We start from the raw sequence: 17,144 nt of genomic DNA, 5'->3' as shown, positions 1-17,144 counted from the left end.
CAGTGAGCACTCCCTCGGTAACCAAACCGGCCATTTTGAGCGTTGACGACGATCCCGGCGTTTCCCGGGCGGTGGTGCGCGATCTGCGCCGCCGCTACGGCGCCGGCTATCGGATTCTGCGGGCCGAATCGGGGCAGCAGGCCCTGGAAGCACTGCGGGAGATGAAGCTGCGGGGCCAGCCCGTGGCGGTGCTGATCGCCGATTACCGGATGCCCGGCATGGACGGGATCGAATTCCTCGAGCAGGCGATGGACCTGCACCCGTACGCGCGCCGGGTGCTGCTCACCGCCTACGCCGACACCGACGCCGCGATCGACGCGATCAATGTCATCGATCTCGACCACTACCTGCTCAAGCCGTGGGATCCGCCGCAGGAGAAGCTGTATCCGGTGATCGACGGGTTGCTCGATGTCTGGCGCAGTGCCGAGCAACGGCCGGTGTACGAGACCAAGGTCGTCGGCGATCGATGGTCGCCGCGGTCTTCGCAGGTGCGAGAGTTCTTGGCGCGCAATCAGTTGCCGTATCGGTGGTACCCGGTCGACGAGCCGGAGGGCACCCGGTTGCTCGAGGCGGCGGGCGCCGATCCGCTGACCTGTCCGGTGGTGATCACGGCCGCGGGCACCGCGCTGATCCAGCCGACCGATAGCGAGCTCGCCGAAAACGTCGGGCTCACCGTCGAACCCAGTGGGGACTTCTACGATCTGATCGTGGTCGGCGGCGGGCCCGCCGGGCTCGGCGCGGCGGTGTACGGCGCGTCGGAGGGGTTGCGCACGGTACTGGTGGAGCGCACGGCCACCGGTGGGCAGGCGGGGCAGAGTTCGCGGATCGAGAACTATCTCGGATTTCCCGACGGGGTCTCGGGGTCGCAGCTGGCGGATCGGGCCCGGCGGCAGGCGGCGAAATTCGGCGCGGAGATCATCACCACTCGCGATGTGGTCGCGCTCGAGATCAATGGTTCGGCGCGCACGGTGCGGTTCGCCGATGGTGGAAAGCTGTGCGCGCATACGGTTCTGATCGCGACGGGCGTGGACTATCGGCGTCACCCGGCGGCGGGTGTGGACGAATTCACCGGGCGCGGTGTGTATTACGGCTCGGCGATGACCGAGGCCGCCGAGTGTGCCGAGCAGGAGGTCTACATCGTCGGCGGGGCCAATTCGGCCGGGCAGGCCGCGGTGTTCCTGTCCCGCAATGCCCGGCGCGTGCACCTGGTTGTCCGGGGCGAGTCGCTGGAGCGGTCGATGTCGCACTACCTGGTCCAGCAGATCGCGGAGATCCCGAACATCGTGGTGCACACCGAGACCGAGGTGGCCGGCGTGGACGGCGACACGCACCTGGAACGGATCATCCTGCGCGACAACAGCACCGGCACCGAAGACAAGGTCGACGCGCAACGACTGTTCCTGTTCATCGGCGCCGCACCGCAGACCGGCTGGCTCGACGGCGTCGTCACCCGCGACGCCGCAGGCTACGTGCTGGCCGGACCCGACCTGATGGTCGACGGCGCGCGACCACCCGGCTGGGAACTGCCGCGCCCACCGCAGCATCTGGAGACCAGCGTGCCCGGCGTGTTCGTCGCCGGCGATGTGCACGCCGAATCCGCCAAGCGGGTCGCCTCGGCGGTCGGCGAGGGCGCGATGGCGGTCATGCTCGTCCACCGGTATCTGGCATGAGAGGTCAGCGGCCGGAGGCGGAAGCGGAGCGTGACCACGCAGGCCGCCCGATCATGCCCATACAGACGGCATAGGAGATGAGTTCTTTGATCTGCGATCCGGAAGAACTGCGCACGCTGTTCCTGTTCGAGAAGCTCGACGACTCCCAGCTCGCCGAGCTGTGCGCTCTCGGGCGCATCGAGTACGTCGACCCGGGCCCGGTGTTCCGCGAGGGCGAACCGGCGACCTGCTTCTACGTGCTGATCGACGGCGAGGTGCGGCTGACGAAGCTGTCCGGTGGGGTGGAGATCGAGACCAACCGCACCGACCATCGCGGGGTGTACGCCGGTGCCTGGATGGCGTATCTGGGCGAGCGGGCGAACCAGGACTACAACGGCTCGATGTATGTGCTGCGCCGCTCCCGGTTCCTGGTCATGGACGCGGCGGATTTCTCCAGGATCATGCACGAGTGGTTCCCGATGGCCGTGCACCTGCTCGAGGGCGCGTTCTTCGGCGGGCAGAAGTCGAGCCAGCGGATCGCCGAACGCGAACGGCTGCTCGCCCTCGGTTCACTGTCGGCCGGACTCACCCACGAGCTCAACAATCCCGCCGCCGCCGCGGTGCGCGCCACCTCCGGCCTGCGCGAACGCGTGGCCGGGATGCGGCACAAGCTCAAGATGATGGCCGAGGGCAAGTTCCCGGCCGACGCGCTGGTCAAGCTCATCGAGCTGCAGGAGCAGGCTGCCGAGCAGGTCGCCAAGGCACCAGACCTCAGCCCGCTGGAAGCCGCCGATCGAGAGGACGCGCTGGCCGACTGGTTCGACGAGCGCGGCATCGCCGACGGCTGGAATCTGGCGCCGACCTTCGTGCAGGCGGGCCTTGACACCGACTGGCTCGAGGGCGTGCACGCGACGCTGCAGGCCTGCCAGGCGCCGGTGTTCGAGGGTGCGGTGCGCTGGCTGAACTACACGATCGAGACCGAGTTGCTGATGAACGAGATCTTCGACTCGACCACCCGCATCTCCACGCTCGTCGGTGCGGCCAAACAGTATTCGCAGATGGATCGCGCGCCGTATCAGGTCGTCGACCTGCACGAACTGCTCGATTCCACCCTGGTGATGCTCAACCGCAAACTCGGTGACGGCATCCATGTGGTGAAGGACTACGACCGCGGCCTGCCGCCGATCCCCTGCTTCGCCGCCGAACTCAATCAGGTGTGGACCAACCTCATCGACAACGCGGTCTACGCGATGGGTGGCGAGGGCACCCTGACGATCCGAACCTTCAAGGAGAACGACTGCGCCGCCATCGAAATCGGGGACACCGGGCCTGGCATTGCCCCCGCGGCGCGGGGCCGCATCTTCGAGCCGTTCTTCACCACCAAGCCGGTCGGCGACGGTACCGGCCTCGGCCTCGACATCTCGTTCCGGATCGTGGTCAACAAGCACAACGGTGATATCCGGGTCGAATCAGCACCCGGCAACACGCGGTTCATCGTCCGCCTGCCCTTGACACCGGCAGCGGAGGATGTCAGCACACCTACTACAGGAGGTCAGGATGGCTGAAGCGGGGATCGATCCGAGCGTGCCGCCCAGTGGCGCCGGTTGTGCCGAATGCGACGAGAGCGGCGGCTGGTGGGTGCATCTGCGCCGCTGCGCCGAATGCGGGCACGTCGGCTGCTGCGACAGCTCCCCCGGCAAGCACGCGACGAAGCATTTCGAGGCCACCGCGCACCCGTTCATGCAGAGCTATGAACCGGGCGAGGACTGGTTCTACAACTTCTCCAGCGCAGAGATGTACAGCGACGGTCCCGAACTAGCCCCGCCGACCAGCCACCCGACCGATCAGTCCGTCCCCGGCCCGGCCGCCCGCGTGCCCGCCAACTGGCAATCGCTGCTGAGCTGAGCAACAACGGACCACGCCCTGGTGGCCCGACGGCGCTTATGTGCTGAGCAACAACGGACCCGGCCGGACCACTCCCTCGTGGCCCGACGGCGCCCCTGGGCTGAGCGACTAGGGCTTCATCCCGGCGGCGTCGGCGACCGGCTTGTCGGCATTGGCCGGAACCAGGCAGACCAGCTTCACGGTGCCGAGCGCCACGTTGGGGCTGCCGTCGAACGGGCCACCGGGGTTTTCCGCGAGGATCTCCTCGATCGCCTTCTTCTCACCGTCCGCATCGAGCGACTTGAACTGCGTGCAGGTGATGTCGGCGCTCACGGCGGCAGCGGTCGGCGCCGCGCTCGAGGTGGGCGCTGTGGTGGTGGCGGGCGCGCTGGAGCTCGGCGTGCCCTTGCGCAGCCCGCTCGCATCGGCGGAGTCGTCGCCGGAACCGCACCCGAACAGTGTCAGGGTCAGTGCCCCGGCGGCCAGAACGACGAGGGAGATTCGGTTCATCTGCTGCTTTCCCCGATAGATCGCGGCGCCGGTACCTCCGGCGCGTCCGATGCAGCGTACCGACTTGCGGCGATAGTTCGTCATGTCAGCCAGAATGGCCGTCTGACCTTGCGGTCGCCCTATCGATACCTGATCGCGCCGCGAAGCGGGGAGAATGGGGCGGTGGCTGAACTTTCGCTCACCGCCCGGCTCAACCCCTCCGCAGCCGATGCCCGTCGCGGGGTGGTGCGTTTGCACCCCGAGACACTCACCGCGCTCGGTCTGCGCGAGTGGGACGGCATCTCCCTGATCGGCGCGCGCAGGACCGCGGCGGTGGTGGCGAAGGCGCCCGCGGACAGCCCGCCGGGGGTGGCGCTGCTCGATGACGTGACGCTGTCGAATGTGGGGTTGCGGGAGAACGCGGCGGTGACGGTCGCCCCGGTGACGGTCTTCGGCGCCAAACAGATCTCGCTGAGCGGCTCGGCGCACGCGATGGCCAGCATTCCGGCGGCCACCCTGCGGCAGGCGCTGCTCGGCAAAGTGGTGACCGTGGGTGACGCGGTGTCGCTGCTACCGCGCGATCTCGGACCCGACATCAGTTCCTCGGCGGCCACGCAGGCGCTCTCGCGCGCCTTCGGTATCGCCTGGACCACCGAACTGCTCACCGTGACGGCGATCGAGCCGATGCCGGGACCGGTGAGCGTGCAACCGAATTCGGCCGTCGGCTGGGGTGCGGGCGCGGCCGCGATCCAGCACATCCTGGAACGCGACGGCGACATGCGGCAGCCTTCGGTGAACCGGCCGGGTGCGCTTGGGCAACAGTGGGTTTCGGAGTCGGATCAGCCAGGACCAGTCGCGGTGACGGTGAGGTCGGGGAGCACGCCGATCCAGGTCGAGGACCTGGCAGGGGTGCAGAGTCAGGCGGGCAAGCTGGCCGAATGGCTGAGCTTGGCGCTCGACGAACCCGAGTTGCTCAAGACGCTCGGCGCGCCGGCCCATCTCGGGGTGCTCATCACCGGTCCGGCCGGGGTCGGCAAGGCCACCTTCGCCAAAGCTGTTACCGCACCGCGTCGCATCATCGAGGTCGACGGTCCGAGCGTCGGCGCGACCGAGAGCGGCACCCGGCTGCGTGAGGTGGCCGAGGCGGTGGCCGATGTCGCCACCGGACAGGGCGGCGTGCTGCTGATCACCGATATCGACGCACTGCTGCCCGCCGAGGCCGAACCTGTCGCCACCCTCATCCTCGACCAGCTGCGGGCCGCGGTGCGCGCGCCGTGCGTGGCCATGCTTGCCACCACCGCCCATCCGGCACAGGTGGATTCGCGGCTGCGGGCACCGGACCTGTGCGACCGCGAACTGGCGCTGCCACTGCCGACCGCGGCGATTCGGCGGGCCCTGCTCGAACACCTGCTGCGCAAGGTGCCCGCCGGAAAACTCGATCTCGATGCGATCTCCTTGCGCACACCGGGTTTCGTGGTGGCCGACCTGACCGCGCTGTGCCGGGAAGCGGCCGTGCGGGCAGCGGGCCGGGCCAGCCGCGAACAGACCGAACCAGCACTCGTCCAGGACGACCTGATCGGCGCACTCGAGGTGATCCGGCCCCTGTCACGTTCGGGGACAGAGGAATTGGCGATCGGGTCGCTCGACCTCGACGACGTCGGCGACATGGTCGAAACCAAGCAGGCACTCACCGAAACAGTGCTGTGGCCGCTGCGCCACCCCGACTCCTTCGCCCGCCTCGGCGTCGAACCGCCGCGTGGGGTCCTGCTCTACGGACCACCCGGCTGCGGCAAGACCTTCCTCGTGCGGGCACTGGCAGGCACCGGTCAGCTCAGCGTGCACGCGGTGAAAGGCGCTGAGCTGATGGATAAGTGGGTCGGTTCCTCGGAACGAGCGGTGCGCGAACTGTTCCAGCGGGCCCGCGACTCGGCACCGTCGCTGATCTTCCTCGACGAGGTCGACGCACTCGCCCCCCGCCGCGGCCAGAGCAGCGACTCCGGGGTGTCGGACCGGGTGGTCGCCGCATTGCTCACCGAACTCGACGGTGTCGAACCCCTGCGCGACGTGGTGGTGGTCGGCGCGACCAACCGCCCCGAATTGATCGACCCCGCGCTGTTGCGGCCGGGCCGGCTCGACCGCCTCGTCTTCGTCCCACCGCCGGACGGCCCGGCACGGCTCGAGATCCTGCGCACGGCGGGCCGCTCGGTTCCGCTGGCCACCGACGTCGACCTGGCTGCCCTGGCAGACGATCTCGACGGTTACTCGGCCGCCGACTGCGCCGCCCTGCTCCGCGAGGCCGCGCTCTCGGCACTGCGCCGCGATATGGCCGCCGCCGACGTCACCGCCGAGGACGTGGCCACCGCCCGCGCCACCGTGCGCCCGTCCCTCGATCCCGCGCAGGTCGAATCGCTGCGACGCTACGCGCAGAGCCGGGCCTGATCCCGGCCACCGGAACTCGCCGCCTACCTATCCGGACACGACATCCCAGGTGGGAGGGGTAGTCGCCGGTATCGTCGGCACGGTGCCCAAGATCGGTGATGGTCTGGACGCGGCCACGGCGTTCGCCGGGGCCGCGGCCGCGGGAATGTCGCTGTTCCTGCCGTTCAGCTTCGGTGACGAGTCGGGGATCGATTCGCCGTACCGCGTCACGAGCCTGATCAACAGCGTTCCCCGCGCGGCCGCACTCGGTCTCATCGTGGCCGTTGTCGTCGCCGTGCTGGCCAGGCCGGTCACCCGGCCGGGGCTTATCTGGCTCGCCGCGACCGGCGGGGCGACGGCCTTGGCGATCAACCACTTGATCGGGGAGGCGATGACCTCCGCCGATGTACTCACCACCCAGAACTACATCGACTCGCTGTGCGGTGGCGTGCTGTTCGGCGCGCTGTGTATCTGCGCGTGGCGGATGCGCTGGTCGGCGGTCGGTTTCGGGCTCGGGGTCCTGGTCGTGTTCGTCTACGGTGAAGTCGTCGCGGTGTTCACCACGAACGCCTCGGCGATGGCGAACGAGGCCGTGCACACCCCGTTCTGGCTGGTCGGCGCGGCGGTCGTCCTACTCGCGGTGAACACCGCGCGCCACCGGCACGGCCTCATGCTGTCCGCGGTGCCGCGCATGGCAGCGGATCTGCCGATCACCCCGATCATCGCCACCACCGTGCTGGCGCTGTCGCTGCTGATCACCACCGATTGGCTCGGCAGCGAGTTCGACGGACGACGCGTGAACTCCTGGCACATCGTGGTCGCCGTGAGCGTCACGCTGGTGGCGGCGTTCGTGGCCGCCATGCTGCTGCCCGGTCGTGACGGCACCGGTGTCCTGGTCGCCGTGAGCGTGACCGCGGCAGCCGATTCGCTCGATGACGCACCGAGTCTCGGTTGGTATCTCGTGCTCGTTCTCGTCGTCGGTGTAGTAGCCATCCTGGCGGGCCTGCGCTGGGCGACACCGTGGGGCGTGCTGCTCGGTGCCGCCGCGATCTGCGGTTTCGCCACGGTGGAAGAACACCTTCCGTGGGCGTTCGCGTGGCCGGCCGGGGTAGTGCTGTTGACCTGTGTCGCCGGTTTCGCCATCGGTTCGATCCGGGTCACCTATCTGCCGAGCGCGACGCTCGGGCTGGGTGCGCTGTACCTGCCGTCGATCCTGTGGGCGATTCCCACCGGGCAACGGCACTGGCCGACGAGCAGCACCGCCGTTGCCGAGCGGGTGCCCGGCCAGGTCGCGCTGGCCATCACCGTCGGCGCCGCGGCCGGACTCGCGGTGTTGCACCAGATCCGGCCCGCCGCGCCGCAACGGGTAGCGCAGCCATAGCCACACCGCTCGCGACATGGCCGACGCGACAACCTCGGTGCCGCCGAACATCGCGTTCGCGCCCGTAGGATCGGGGCGCGCTACTCGACCGCTACCTACCCGACGGAGGGAGAGTTGCTAGCCGTTCTGCTCGTTCACGCACTGGCCGCCCTGCTGGCCCCACTGTGCGTACGAGTGCTTGGCCGCAACGCTTTCTACCTGTTGGCGCTGGTCCCGCTGGGCAGCCTCGGCTGGGTGATCGCGCACTGGGGCGACACCGTGCGCACGCAGGTGCGGTGGGCGCCACAGATCTCGATGGATATGGACCTGCGGTTCGACTCCCTCGCCGCGGTGATGTGCACGCTGGTGCTCGGCGTCGGCGCGTTGATCCTGGCCTACTGCGGCCGCTACTTCGAGCGTGACGAAGCCCGGCTGGGGGTGTTCGCGGCCGAGCTGACCGGGTTCGCCGGTGCCATGTTCGGCCTGGTCATCAGTGACAACATGCTGCTGCTGTACGTGTTCTGGGAAATCACGACGGTGCTGTCGTTCCTGCTCGTCGGCCACTACGCTGAGCGTTCGGTCAGTCGAAGGGCCGCGATCCAGGCGCTGCTGGTGACGGGTGCGGGCGGGCTGGCGATGCTGGTCGGGATCGTCATTCTCGGACTTCGCTACGACAGTTTCCTGCTCTCGGATCTGCTCGCGGCGAGCGCTGTCCCGCAGGGGAGCGCGGTATCGGTCGCGGTCGGCTTGGTGCTGCTCGGGGCGATCAGCAAATCGGCGATCGTGCCGCTGCACTTCTGGTTGCCCGGCGCGATGGCGGCGCCGACCCCGGTGAGTGCGTATCTGCACGCGGCCGCGATGGTGAAAGCCGGTATCTACCTGGTGGCCCGGCTGGCGCCCGCGCTCGCGCAGACACCGCCATGGCATCTGATGCTGCTGCCGCTCGGCATCGCCACGATGCTGCTCGCCGGGTGGCGGGCGATCCAGGTGCACGATCTGAAGCTGGTGCTGGCGTTCGGCACCGTCAGCCAGCTGGGTCTGATGATCACGATGATGGGCATCGGCACACCGGACGCGGCGCTGGCCGGACTCGCCCTGCTGGTGGGACACGCGCTGTTCAAGGCATGCCTGTTCATGGTGGTCGGCATCATCGATCACGGCGCGGGCACCAGGGACCTGCGCAGACTGTCCGGGCTGGGTCAGCGCGCGCCGGTGCTGTGCGCGATCGCGGTGCTCGCGGCGCTCAGCATGGCCGGTCTGCCACCGCTGCTCGGATTCGTCGGAAAGGAGTCGGCGCTCGGCGCGCTGTGGTCGGCCGAGGTGCTGAGCCCGCCCGTGCGGTTCGCCCTGCTCGCGGGGGTCACCGTCGGTTCGGCCTTCACGGTGGCCTACAGCATCCGATTCGTCTGGGGCGCTTTCGGAATCACCGACGATCCCGAGCGCGTGGTCACCTGGCACGCACCCGGCGCGCTGCTACTCGCGCCGCCCGCGGTGCTCGCGGTGGCCGGGCTGGCCGGCGGTCTCGACACCCCGATCGTCGATCGATGGTTGAGCCCCTACGCCGAGACGCTACCCGGGGTACTCGACACCCATCTCGCCCTCTGGCACAGCTTCACCGGACCGCTCGCGCTGACGGTGGTCATCGTCGCGGCAGGCATCGCCCTGTTCCTGATCCGCGGCCGGATCGGCGAACCGGCACACCCGCGTCTGGGCAATGCCGATCGCGGCTACGACGCGGCGCTGCGCGCGATGGACCGGCTTTCGTTGCGCATCACCGCAACTGTGCAGTCCGGTTCGCTGCCTGCCAGCCAGGCCACCATCCTCGGCACGCTCATCGTGCTACCGACGGTCTTGCTCGCGGTCGGCACGCGTACGGGAGTGCAACTGCGACTGTGGGATTCACCGTTGCAGGCCGCGATCGGTGCGATCATGATCGCGATGGCGCTGGCCGCCACCGTATTGCGAAACAGGCTGGCGAGTGTGCTCGTCGTCGGGGTCACGGGCTACGGCTGCGGCGTGATCTTCGCGCTGCACGGCGCCCCCGATCTCGCGTTGACCCAATTCCTCGTGGAGACACTGACTTTGGTTGTCTTCGTGCTCGTGCTGCGCGCGTTCCCCGCGGAGATCGCCGACAGCCAGGGCACGGCGTTCAAATTCCGCCGGGCGCTGCTGGCCATCGCCGTCGGCATCACCGTCCCCGTACTCGCCGCGTTCGCCATCGCCACCAGGCACGGCGACCCGATCTGGCAGACCATCCCGGACGCGGCCTACCGGATCGGCGGCGGCAAGAACGCGGTCAACGTCCTGCTGGTCGACATCCGCGCCTGGGACACCCTTGGCGAGATCTCGGTGCTCGTGGTCGCCGCGACCGGCGTCGCGTCGCTGGTCTTCCGCAGCCGCCGCTTCGGCAGCGCACCCCGCGCCGTCGATTCACCGAATTACGACCCCGACGCGGTGAGCTGGCTGCCCGCCGCCCGCCTCCTCGACCGCCGCGACCGTTCGATGGTCCTGCAGATCACCACCCGCCTGGTCTTCCCCACCATCATGGTGCTGTCGGTGTACTTCTTCTTCTCCGGCCACAACGCGCCCGGCGGCGGCTTCGCGGGTGGCCTGGTCGCCGGGTTGGCGCTGACCCTGCGCTACCTCGCGGGCGGCCGATACGAACTGGGCGAAGCACTCCCGGTCGACGCCGGGCACCTGCTCGGCGCGGGCCTCACCCTCGCCGCGGGCACCGCCACCGCATCGCTGCTGTTCGGCGCGCCCCCGCTGTCCTCGGCGATCGTCGAGGTGACGCTGCCGCTGCTCGGCCACATCAAACTGGTCACCGCCCTGTTCTTCGACCTCGGCGTTTACCTGGTGATCGTCGGGCTGGTCCTGGACGTGCTGCGCAGCCTCGGCGCCCGCCTGGACAAGGAAGTCCGATGAGCGAGCGCAGCGAGCGACTCATCAGCACAGCCGCCATCGCGGTCATGCCGGAACCGAGCGCCAGCGAGGTGCAGGCATGAGCGCGAATCTCGCTGTGCTGATCACCATCGGCGTGCTCACCGCGTGCGGTGTGTACCTGCTGCTCGAGCGAGTGGTGTCGAAGATGCTGCTCGGGATGATCCTGCTCGGCAACGCGGTGAACCTGCTGATCCTCACGATGGGCGGCCCGGACGGGAAGCCACCGGTCCTCGGCAGCTCCGACACCTCCCCCGACGGCATGGCCGACCCGCTCGCACAGGCGATGGTGCTCACCGCGATCGTGATCACCATGGGCCTGGCCGCTTTCGTGCTCGCGCTGGCCTATCGCGCCTACATGCTGACCACCACCGAAGACGTCACCAACGACCCCGAGGACGCCCAGGTCGCCGCCCGGCGCGAGCGGGAGGATCCTGAACAGTGACCCTGTCCCCGGATCTGCTGCCAGCCATCGCCGCACTGCCCGTGCTGGTTCCGTTGCTGGCCGCCGCGGCGACACTGGTGTTCGGTCGCCGCCCGCGCCTCCAGGCGATGATCACGCTGACGGCACTGTCGATGGTGCTGGTGATCAGCGGGCTGCTGCTGTACCTCGCCGACCGTGACGGCACCACCGCCGTGCAGGTGGGCGGCTGGCCGACCCCGATCGGCATCACCCTCGTCGTCGACCGGCTCAGCGCCGCGATGCTGCTGGTCTCGGCCTTCGTGCTGCTCGTAGTGTCGATTTACGGTGCGGGACAGAATATTTCCGACGGTGACCAACACCAGCCGACCTCGATCTACCGGCCCACCTACCTGATCCTGACCGCGGGCGTGTCGACCGCGTTCCTGGCCGGTGACCTGTTCAACCTGTTCGTCGGTTTCGAAATCCTGCTGGTCGCCTCGTTCGTGCTGCTCACCGTCGGCGCCACCGAGGAACGCATCCGCACCGGCATCGCCTATGTGATGGTGTCGATGGTGTCGTCACTGATCTTCCTGATCGGCATCGCTCTCACCTACGCGGCCACGGGCACCCTGAATCTCGCGCAACTGGCCGTGCGCCTGGAAGAGACACCCAGTGGCGTGCGTACCGCCTGCTACGCGGTGCTGCTGGTCGCGTTCGGGATCAAGGCGGCGGTGTTCCCGCTGTCGAGCTGGCTGCCCGACTCCTACCCCACCGCGCCCGCGCCGGTCACCGCGGTGTTCGCCGGTCTGCTCACCAAAGTCGGTGTCTACGCGATCATCCGCACCCACACGCTCTGGTTCCCCGACGGCGCGTTCGACGACATCCTGCTGGTGTGTGGGCTGGCGACGATGCTCATCGGTGTCCTCGGCGCCATCGCGCAGACCGATATCCGGCGACTGCTCTCGTTCACGCTGATCAGCCACATCGGCTACATGGTGTTCGGCATCGGCCTGGCAACCACCGCCGGGCTGACCGGCACGGTGTTCTACGTGGCCCACCACATTCTGGTGCAGACCGCGCTGTTCCTCGCTGTCGGACTGATCGAACGCCAAGCCGGGTCGGTGTCGTTGCGACGGATCGGCGGACTGGCGACCGCGAGCCCCCTGCTGGGTGTGCTGTTCCTGCTCCCCGCCCTGAATCTCGGTGGCATCCCGCCCTTTTCGGGATTCATCGGCAAGGTCGCGCTCCTGGAGGCCGGTGCCGCCGACGGCAGCGCACTGGCCTTGGCACTGGTCGCGGGCTCGGTGATCACGAGCCTGCTCACCCTGTACGCGGTGGCGCGGGTCTGGAGCAAAGCGTTCTGGCGACCGCGCGAAGAGGCGCCGGAAGGTCATCTCACCGCGGCGAATCTGCCGACACTGGTGGAGGATTCGACCGATGTGCGCTACGAGGACCGCACCGAGCCCGGCCGGATGCCCGTGCTGATGGTGCTGGCCACCGTCGGGCTCGTCGGCGCCGGGCTCGCGCTCACCGTGTTCGCCGGACCCGTCCTCGGTATCGCCGAACGCGCCGCCGGCGACCTGAACGACCCGTCGGTCTACATCGACTCGGTACTCGGACCGGAGCCGCGATGAGCCGACTCATCAACCGCGACAACGCCCTTCGCCTCGGTGTTCTGGTCTGGCTCGCCGCCGTCTGGGTCGCGCTCTGGGGCGATCTGAGCTTCGCCAACGCACTCGCCGGTGTCGTGGTCGCGCTGATCGTGGTCTTCGCGCTTCCGCTCCCCTCGGTTCCGGTGGCCGGGCGTTTCCATCCGCTGTCGTTTCTCGAATTGATCGCTGTCAGTATCTATTACGCGCTCGAATCGAGTCTGCAGGTGGCCTGGTTCGCCCTGCGGCCCAGCGGACCGCCGGTCTCGGGCGTGCTGCGCGTGCACCTGGGCATCCAGTCCGACCTGGTGCTGGTGATGTGCGCCGACCTGCTCAACCTGATCCCCGGCACCATGGTCCTCGAACTCGACCGCCCGCGCGGTGTGGTCTACGTGCACGTACTCGATGTGGGCAGCGACGAGGCGGTCGCGAAGTTCTATCACACCACCCAGCGCCTGGAACACCTGCTGATCAACGCCTTCGAACGACCGAGCGAACGCCGCCGGGTCGACCCACCACCGGAGGTGCAACCTTGACCGTCGTCGCCATCATCGCAGCCATCCTGCTCACCGCCGCCGCGGCGATCACCAGCTACCGCGTGCTCGCCGGGCCGAGCACCCTCGACCGGGTAGTCGGCATCGACTCACTGATGGCCATCGCCGCATCCGGGCTCGCGGTATGGGCCGCCTACAGCGACGACACCACGGTGATCCCGGCGATCGTCGCGCTCGCGCTGGTCGGTTTCCTCGGCTCGGCCGCGGTCACCCGATTCCGGGTCAGGGACGACAGATGAGCGGCTGGGAATGGGCATCGGCGGTCCTGATCCTGACCGGCTGTGCCCTCGCGTTCACGGCGTCGATCGGCATCGTCCGTTTCCCCGACACCCTCACCCGCATGCACGCGGCCACCAAACCGCAGGTGGTCGGCCTCATCCTGATCCTCGTCGGCACCGGCATCGACATCCGCGCCGACCTCAACGTCTGGATGCTCGTGCTCACCGGCCTGTTCACGATCATCACGGCCCCGGTCGTGGCCCATCTCATCGGCCGCACCGCCTACCGGGAACAACGTCACCGTGATGGATTCTTCTAAGTAGCGGGCGTGGCGATTCGCTCGAGAGCGGGTTCGGGAGCGGTGGCGAACCAGGTGTTGTGGAAGGCGACACCCACCGCGGCCAACAGCCCGATGACGATCGCGCCTGCGGCCACCGGATACTCCGCCATCGGCACCGCCAGATACCGGTAGGACAACAGCAGCGCCGCGAACACCACGACACCGAACCCGACCAGCCGAATCCGGAACGCGCCCCAACCCCGCTCGGGCGCGCGCAACGCCGATTCGACGGTCAGGCACAGCACCGCGCCCGCCACCAGATCCACGCCGTAGTGATACCCGAACCCCAGCGTCGCGGTCACCGTGGCGGCCAGCCAGAACGCCCCGCCCCAGCGCATCCAGATCGGTGCGCGCGACCCGTCCACATCGCGACGGGTGTGGATGAACAGCGACAGCGCCCACGCGGTGTGCATCGAGGGCATGCAGTTGCGCGGGGTGAACTCGTCGAATGGCAGCGCGGCCGGGTTCGAGTCGATCGGCGGCAGCGCCGCGGGCCAGAAATTGCCCACCTGGAAACCGTGCCCGTCGGCCCCGAACGCGAACATCGGCCCTACTACCGGGAACAGCACATAGAACAGCGGCCCGACCAGACCGAGCACCAGGAACGTGCGCACCAGATAGTGGCTCGGCCACTGCCCGGTCGCGACCACCTTGCGCAACTGCCACACCGCCACCGCGATCGCGGCCACCGGCAGTTCGATGTAGACCCAGTGCAGCACCGCGTACACCTCGGGCCCGAGCACATCGAGCACCCGCCCGACGACCCACGACGGGTCACCGAGCGCGTGATCGGCGAGCAGCGCGTACTCGTCGAGCACCGTGGGCCGCAGCGCCGAGGTCAGGTGCAACCACACATCACCCACCTTGGTCGCCAGCACCAGCAGCGCACCGAGCGCGACGGCCTTCAACGCGTCACCGCGCTCACGACCCCGCCAGCGCACCGCCGCGACAACCGCCAGCACGGCCAGCACGATCGTCGGCCCGTTGCCGACGGTGAACGGCTGGCCGTCGATGAGCCGCAGCGCGACCCACACCGCATCGATCCCGATCGCGGCGGCCAGCGCGATCACCCGGCGGCGCGCGGAGATCCCCACGAGCGCGAGCACCAGCCCGGCCCACGGCACCGACATCGATTTGGGTGTGCCGACGAAGTCGCGCGCCAGGCTGGCCAGCGGTCCGTCGAAGCCGCTGACCGCGGCCACGATCTGCAATCCGACCAGCAGCGCGAGCACTGCGGCCACCGCGACTACGGCGAGTGTGCGTGGCTCACGCAGACGAGAACCGAGGGTGGCACCCCCCGCAACGGCGCGCGGATGTTCGACAAGCATCCAAACATCGTAAACGGCGGGTGAACGCCGACTCCCCGCGCAGCTGAACGCTAGCGATCCAGCTCGTGCACCAGCGCGTCGACGACCGCGACCATATCGCCATGGGTCTGCGTGGCGACCCGGCGTTGCCGCTGGTAGGAGGCGCCGTGGCGGGGGATGTCAGCCACCGCGGCCAGCTCGTCGGCGCAGCCGAGACGCTTCGCGGTCGGCTCGAGCCGGGTGAGCAGATCCATCAGATCGTCGGTGACCAAACGCTCATTGCTGGCGTCGTCGACGATCACGATCGCGTCGAGCCCGTAGCGCGCGGCCCGCCATTTGTTCTCCTGCACATGCCATGGCGGCAGCGTCGGCAGTTCCTCGCCGGTTTCCAGGCGCCGGTCCAGATCGACGATCAGGCAGTGGATCAGCGCGGCCACCGAAGCCAGTTCGGCGCGGCTGGACAGCCCGTCGCACACGCGCACCTCGATGGTGCCCCACTTGGGTGCGGGCCTGATGTCCCAGTGCATGCCGCCGAGTTGTTCGAACACACCGGTTTTCATCTGGTCGTGCACGAAACCTTCGAATTGGCGCCAGTTCTCGAACTGGAACGGCAGTCCGGCGGTCGGCAACTGCTGGAACATCAGGGCCCGGTTGCTGGCGTAGCCGGTGTCGTCGCCGGACCACATCGGCGAGGAGGCCGACAGCGCGAGCAGATGCGGATACGACAGCAGCAGCGAGTTCAGGATCGGAAAGACCTTGTCCCGGTGCGAAACTCCCACATGCACGTGCACGCCCCAGATGAGCATCTGGCGGCCCCACCACTGGGTGCGTTCGATCAGTTCGTCGTAATGCGGTGAGCGCGTGAGCTGTTGGGCCGACCACTGCGCGAACGGGTGGGTGCCCGCACAGAACAGGTCGACACCGAGCGGATCGGCCGCGCGCCGCACCGCGTTCATGGTGGCGCGCAGATCTTCCACCGCGCCGCCGACCGTGTCGTGCACGCCGGTCACCAATTCGACGGTGTTGCGCAGCAATTCCTTGGTGACCTGCGGGGTGCCGTCGTGCGCGCGCAGGTCACCGACGGCGTCGAACACCGCCGAGGCGGTGTTGGACAGATCACGCGTCAACTTGTCGACGAGCGCGATCTCCCATTCGATGCCGATGGTCGGCCGGGGCGAACCGCGAAACGGAACCGACTCGAATGCCCCGGCCATGGGTGGTGACTCGCTAACCGACGACGCCGCACGCCACGCGGGCGCCCGCATCGCCGGTGCTCAAGGTGGTCTCGTCCGGGCCGGTGCCACCCTCACGCGTGTAGCGCGGGGGGATATTGCCGAAGTTGTCGGCGCCGGCGTGGATGATCAGCGCCTTGCCCTTGATGTTGTCGAGGGTGACCGCGTCGGTCCGGGTGACCAGCTTCGCGGAACCGTCGGCGCCGACCTGCAGCGAGGTGAGGTCACCGCTGGCCGGGTGCGCGGTGGGACTGCCGACCTGCAGATGCCCACCGGCCGAGGTGAAGTCGCCCTCGCAGGTGCCGTTCTGGTGGAAGTGCAGGCCGTGGAAGCCGGGCGTCAGACCGCGCGCCTCGACGGTAACGACCAGGTGGCTACCCTCGGCGACGATGGTCGCGGTGCCGACCTCGGCACCCGCACCGTTCTCGAGCGAGGTCTTCAGGCCGCCCGCCACGCCACCTTGATCGTCGCCGTGGCCGGGGGCCGCGGTCGCCGACGGTGCGGCGTGACCGCCACCCTCGCCGCCGCTTTCAGCCCCAGGTGCCGGCGAGCTGGTCCACACCGGCGGCGTGGTGCCCTTGACGTCACTCGACTCCTGGCTGTTGGTGCAGGCGACGAGCCCGAACGCGGCGACCGCGAGCACCGGGGTCACAATGCGCCAGGACGGGCGACGAGTTGTCGACGTGGCCATCAGGGGACT

15 protein-coding genes are annotated in these 17,144 nt (G+C 68.7%); 11 read left to right on the top strand and 4 right to left on the bottom strand.

Annotated features, from left to right (window positions below):
• The first annotated feature begins 2 nt into the window (after nt 1-2).
• The 3 genes from ACTWPB_RS09595 (at nt 3) to ACTWPB_RS09585 (ending at nt 3,554) form a co-directional block, all read left to right on the top strand.
• Complete coding sequence (locus ACTWPB_RS09595) at nt 3-1,670, top strand: FAD-dependent oxidoreductase (protein ID WP_446225316.1); 1,668 nt, start codon at nt 3-5, stop codon at nt 1,668-1,670.
• A 77-nt stretch (nt 1,671-1,747) separates the two neighbouring features.
• The gene (locus ACTWPB_RS09590; protein ID WP_446225315.1) at nt 1,748-3,214 is read left to right on the top strand and encodes an ATP-binding protein; all 1,467 of its coding nucleotides are present in this window, start codon (nt 1,748-1,750) and stop codon (nt 3,212-3,214) included.
• Nucleotides 3,207-3,554 carry a UBP-type zinc finger domain-containing protein gene (locus ACTWPB_RS09585; protein ID WP_446225314.1) on the top strand — a complete coding sequence of 116 codons (348 nt, stop codon included), beginning with the start codon at nt 3,207-3,209 and terminating at the stop codon, nt 3,552-3,554. Before ACTWPB_RS09590 ends, ACTWPB_RS09585 begins: the two co-directional genes overlap by 8 nt.
• Nucleotides 3,555-3,662: 108 nt before the next feature.
• Here the strand turns inward: ACTWPB_RS09585 and ACTWPB_RS09580 are convergent, their stop codons facing one another.
• Complete coding sequence (locus ACTWPB_RS09580) at nt 3,663-4,127, bottom strand: hypothetical protein (RefSeq protein ID WP_446225313.1); 465 nt, start codon at nt 4,125-4,127, stop codon at nt 3,663-3,665.
• A gap of 78 nt (nt 4,128-4,205) precedes the next feature.
• On the opposite strand from ACTWPB_RS09580, the gene ACTWPB_RS09575 reads away from it, so the two are divergent.
• From ACTWPB_RS09575 to mnhG, 8 genes are all read left to right on the top strand, one after another.
• A complete protein-coding gene (locus ACTWPB_RS09575; protein ID WP_446225312.1) occupies nt 4,206-6,461 on the top strand; it encodes an AAA family ATPase in 2,256 nt (751 codons plus the stop codon).
• An 82-nt stretch (nt 6,462-6,543) separates the two neighbouring features.
• The gene (locus ACTWPB_RS09570; protein ID WP_446225311.1) at nt 6,544-7,821 is read left to right on the top strand and encodes a hypothetical protein; all 1,278 of its coding nucleotides are present in this window, start codon (nt 6,544-6,546) and stop codon (nt 7,819-7,821) included.
• Nucleotides 7,822-7,935: 114 nt separating this feature from the next.
• Nucleotides 7,936-10,725 (top strand): Na+/H+ antiporter subunit A, encoded by a 2,790-nt coding sequence (locus tag ACTWPB_RS09565; protein ID WP_446225310.1) that lies wholly within the window; start codon nt 7,936-7,938, stop codon nt 10,723-10,725.
• 76 nt (nt 10,726-10,801) lie between these two features.
• The gene (locus ACTWPB_RS09560; protein ID WP_446225309.1) at nt 10,802-11,185 is read left to right on the top strand and encodes a Na(+)/H(+) antiporter subunit C; all 384 of its coding nucleotides are present in this window, start codon (nt 10,802-10,804) and stop codon (nt 11,183-11,185) included.
• A complete protein-coding gene (locus ACTWPB_RS09555; protein ID WP_446225308.1) occupies nt 11,182-12,777 on the top strand; it encodes a Na+/H+ antiporter subunit D in 1,596 nt (531 codons plus the stop codon). Before ACTWPB_RS09560 ends, ACTWPB_RS09555 begins: the two co-directional genes overlap by 4 nt.
• Nucleotides 12,774-13,328, top strand: a complete 555-nt coding sequence (locus ACTWPB_RS09550) for a Na+/H+ antiporter subunit E (protein WP_446225307.1) — start codon at nt 12,774-12,776, stop codon at nt 13,326-13,328. Before ACTWPB_RS09555 ends, ACTWPB_RS09550 begins: the two co-directional genes overlap by 4 nt.
• Nucleotides 13,325-13,585 (top strand): monovalent cation/H+ antiporter complex subunit F, encoded by a 261-nt coding sequence (locus ACTWPB_RS09545; RefSeq protein ID WP_446225306.1) that lies wholly within the window; start codon nt 13,325-13,327, stop codon nt 13,583-13,585. Before ACTWPB_RS09550 ends, ACTWPB_RS09545 begins: the two co-directional genes overlap by 4 nt.
• Complete coding sequence (mnhG, locus tag ACTWPB_RS09540; protein ID WP_446225305.1) at nt 13,582-13,884, top strand: monovalent cation/H(+) antiporter subunit G; 303 nt, start codon at nt 13,582-13,584, stop codon at nt 13,882-13,884. The genes ACTWPB_RS09545 and mnhG overlap by 4 nt, the downstream gene beginning before the upstream one ends.
• Here mnhG and ACTWPB_RS09535 read toward each other — a convergent pair.
• The 3 genes from ACTWPB_RS09535 to sodC are packed head-to-tail and all read right to left on the bottom strand — an operon-like array spanning nt 13,881 to nt 17,135.
• Nucleotides 13,881-15,233: a DUF5933 domain-containing protein gene (locus tag ACTWPB_RS09535; protein WP_446225304.1), complete on the bottom strand. Its 1,353-nt coding sequence runs from the start codon at nt 15,231-15,233 to the stop codon at nt 13,881-13,883. The genes mnhG and ACTWPB_RS09535 overlap by 4 nt on opposite strands.
• A gap of 50 nt (nt 15,234-15,283) precedes the next feature.
• A complete protein-coding gene (locus ACTWPB_RS09530; RefSeq protein WP_446225303.1) occupies nt 15,284-16,426 on the bottom strand; it encodes a glutamate--cysteine ligase in 1,143 nt (380 codons plus the stop codon).
• A gap of 13 nt (nt 16,427-16,439) precedes the next feature.
• Nucleotides 16,440-17,135 carry a superoxide dismutase[Cu-Zn] gene (sodC, locus tag ACTWPB_RS09525; protein WP_446225302.1) on the bottom strand — a complete coding sequence of 232 codons (696 nt, stop codon included), beginning with the start codon at nt 17,133-17,135 and terminating at the stop codon, nt 16,440-16,442.
• Nucleotides 17,136-17,144 lie beyond the last annotated feature (9 nt).

The sequence above is a fragment of the Nocardia sp. IBHARD005 genome (genome assembly GCF_052814245.1).
The sequence above is the reverse complement of the archived record's forward strand: the minus strand, read 5'-3'. Positions and strand labels throughout refer to the sequence as shown.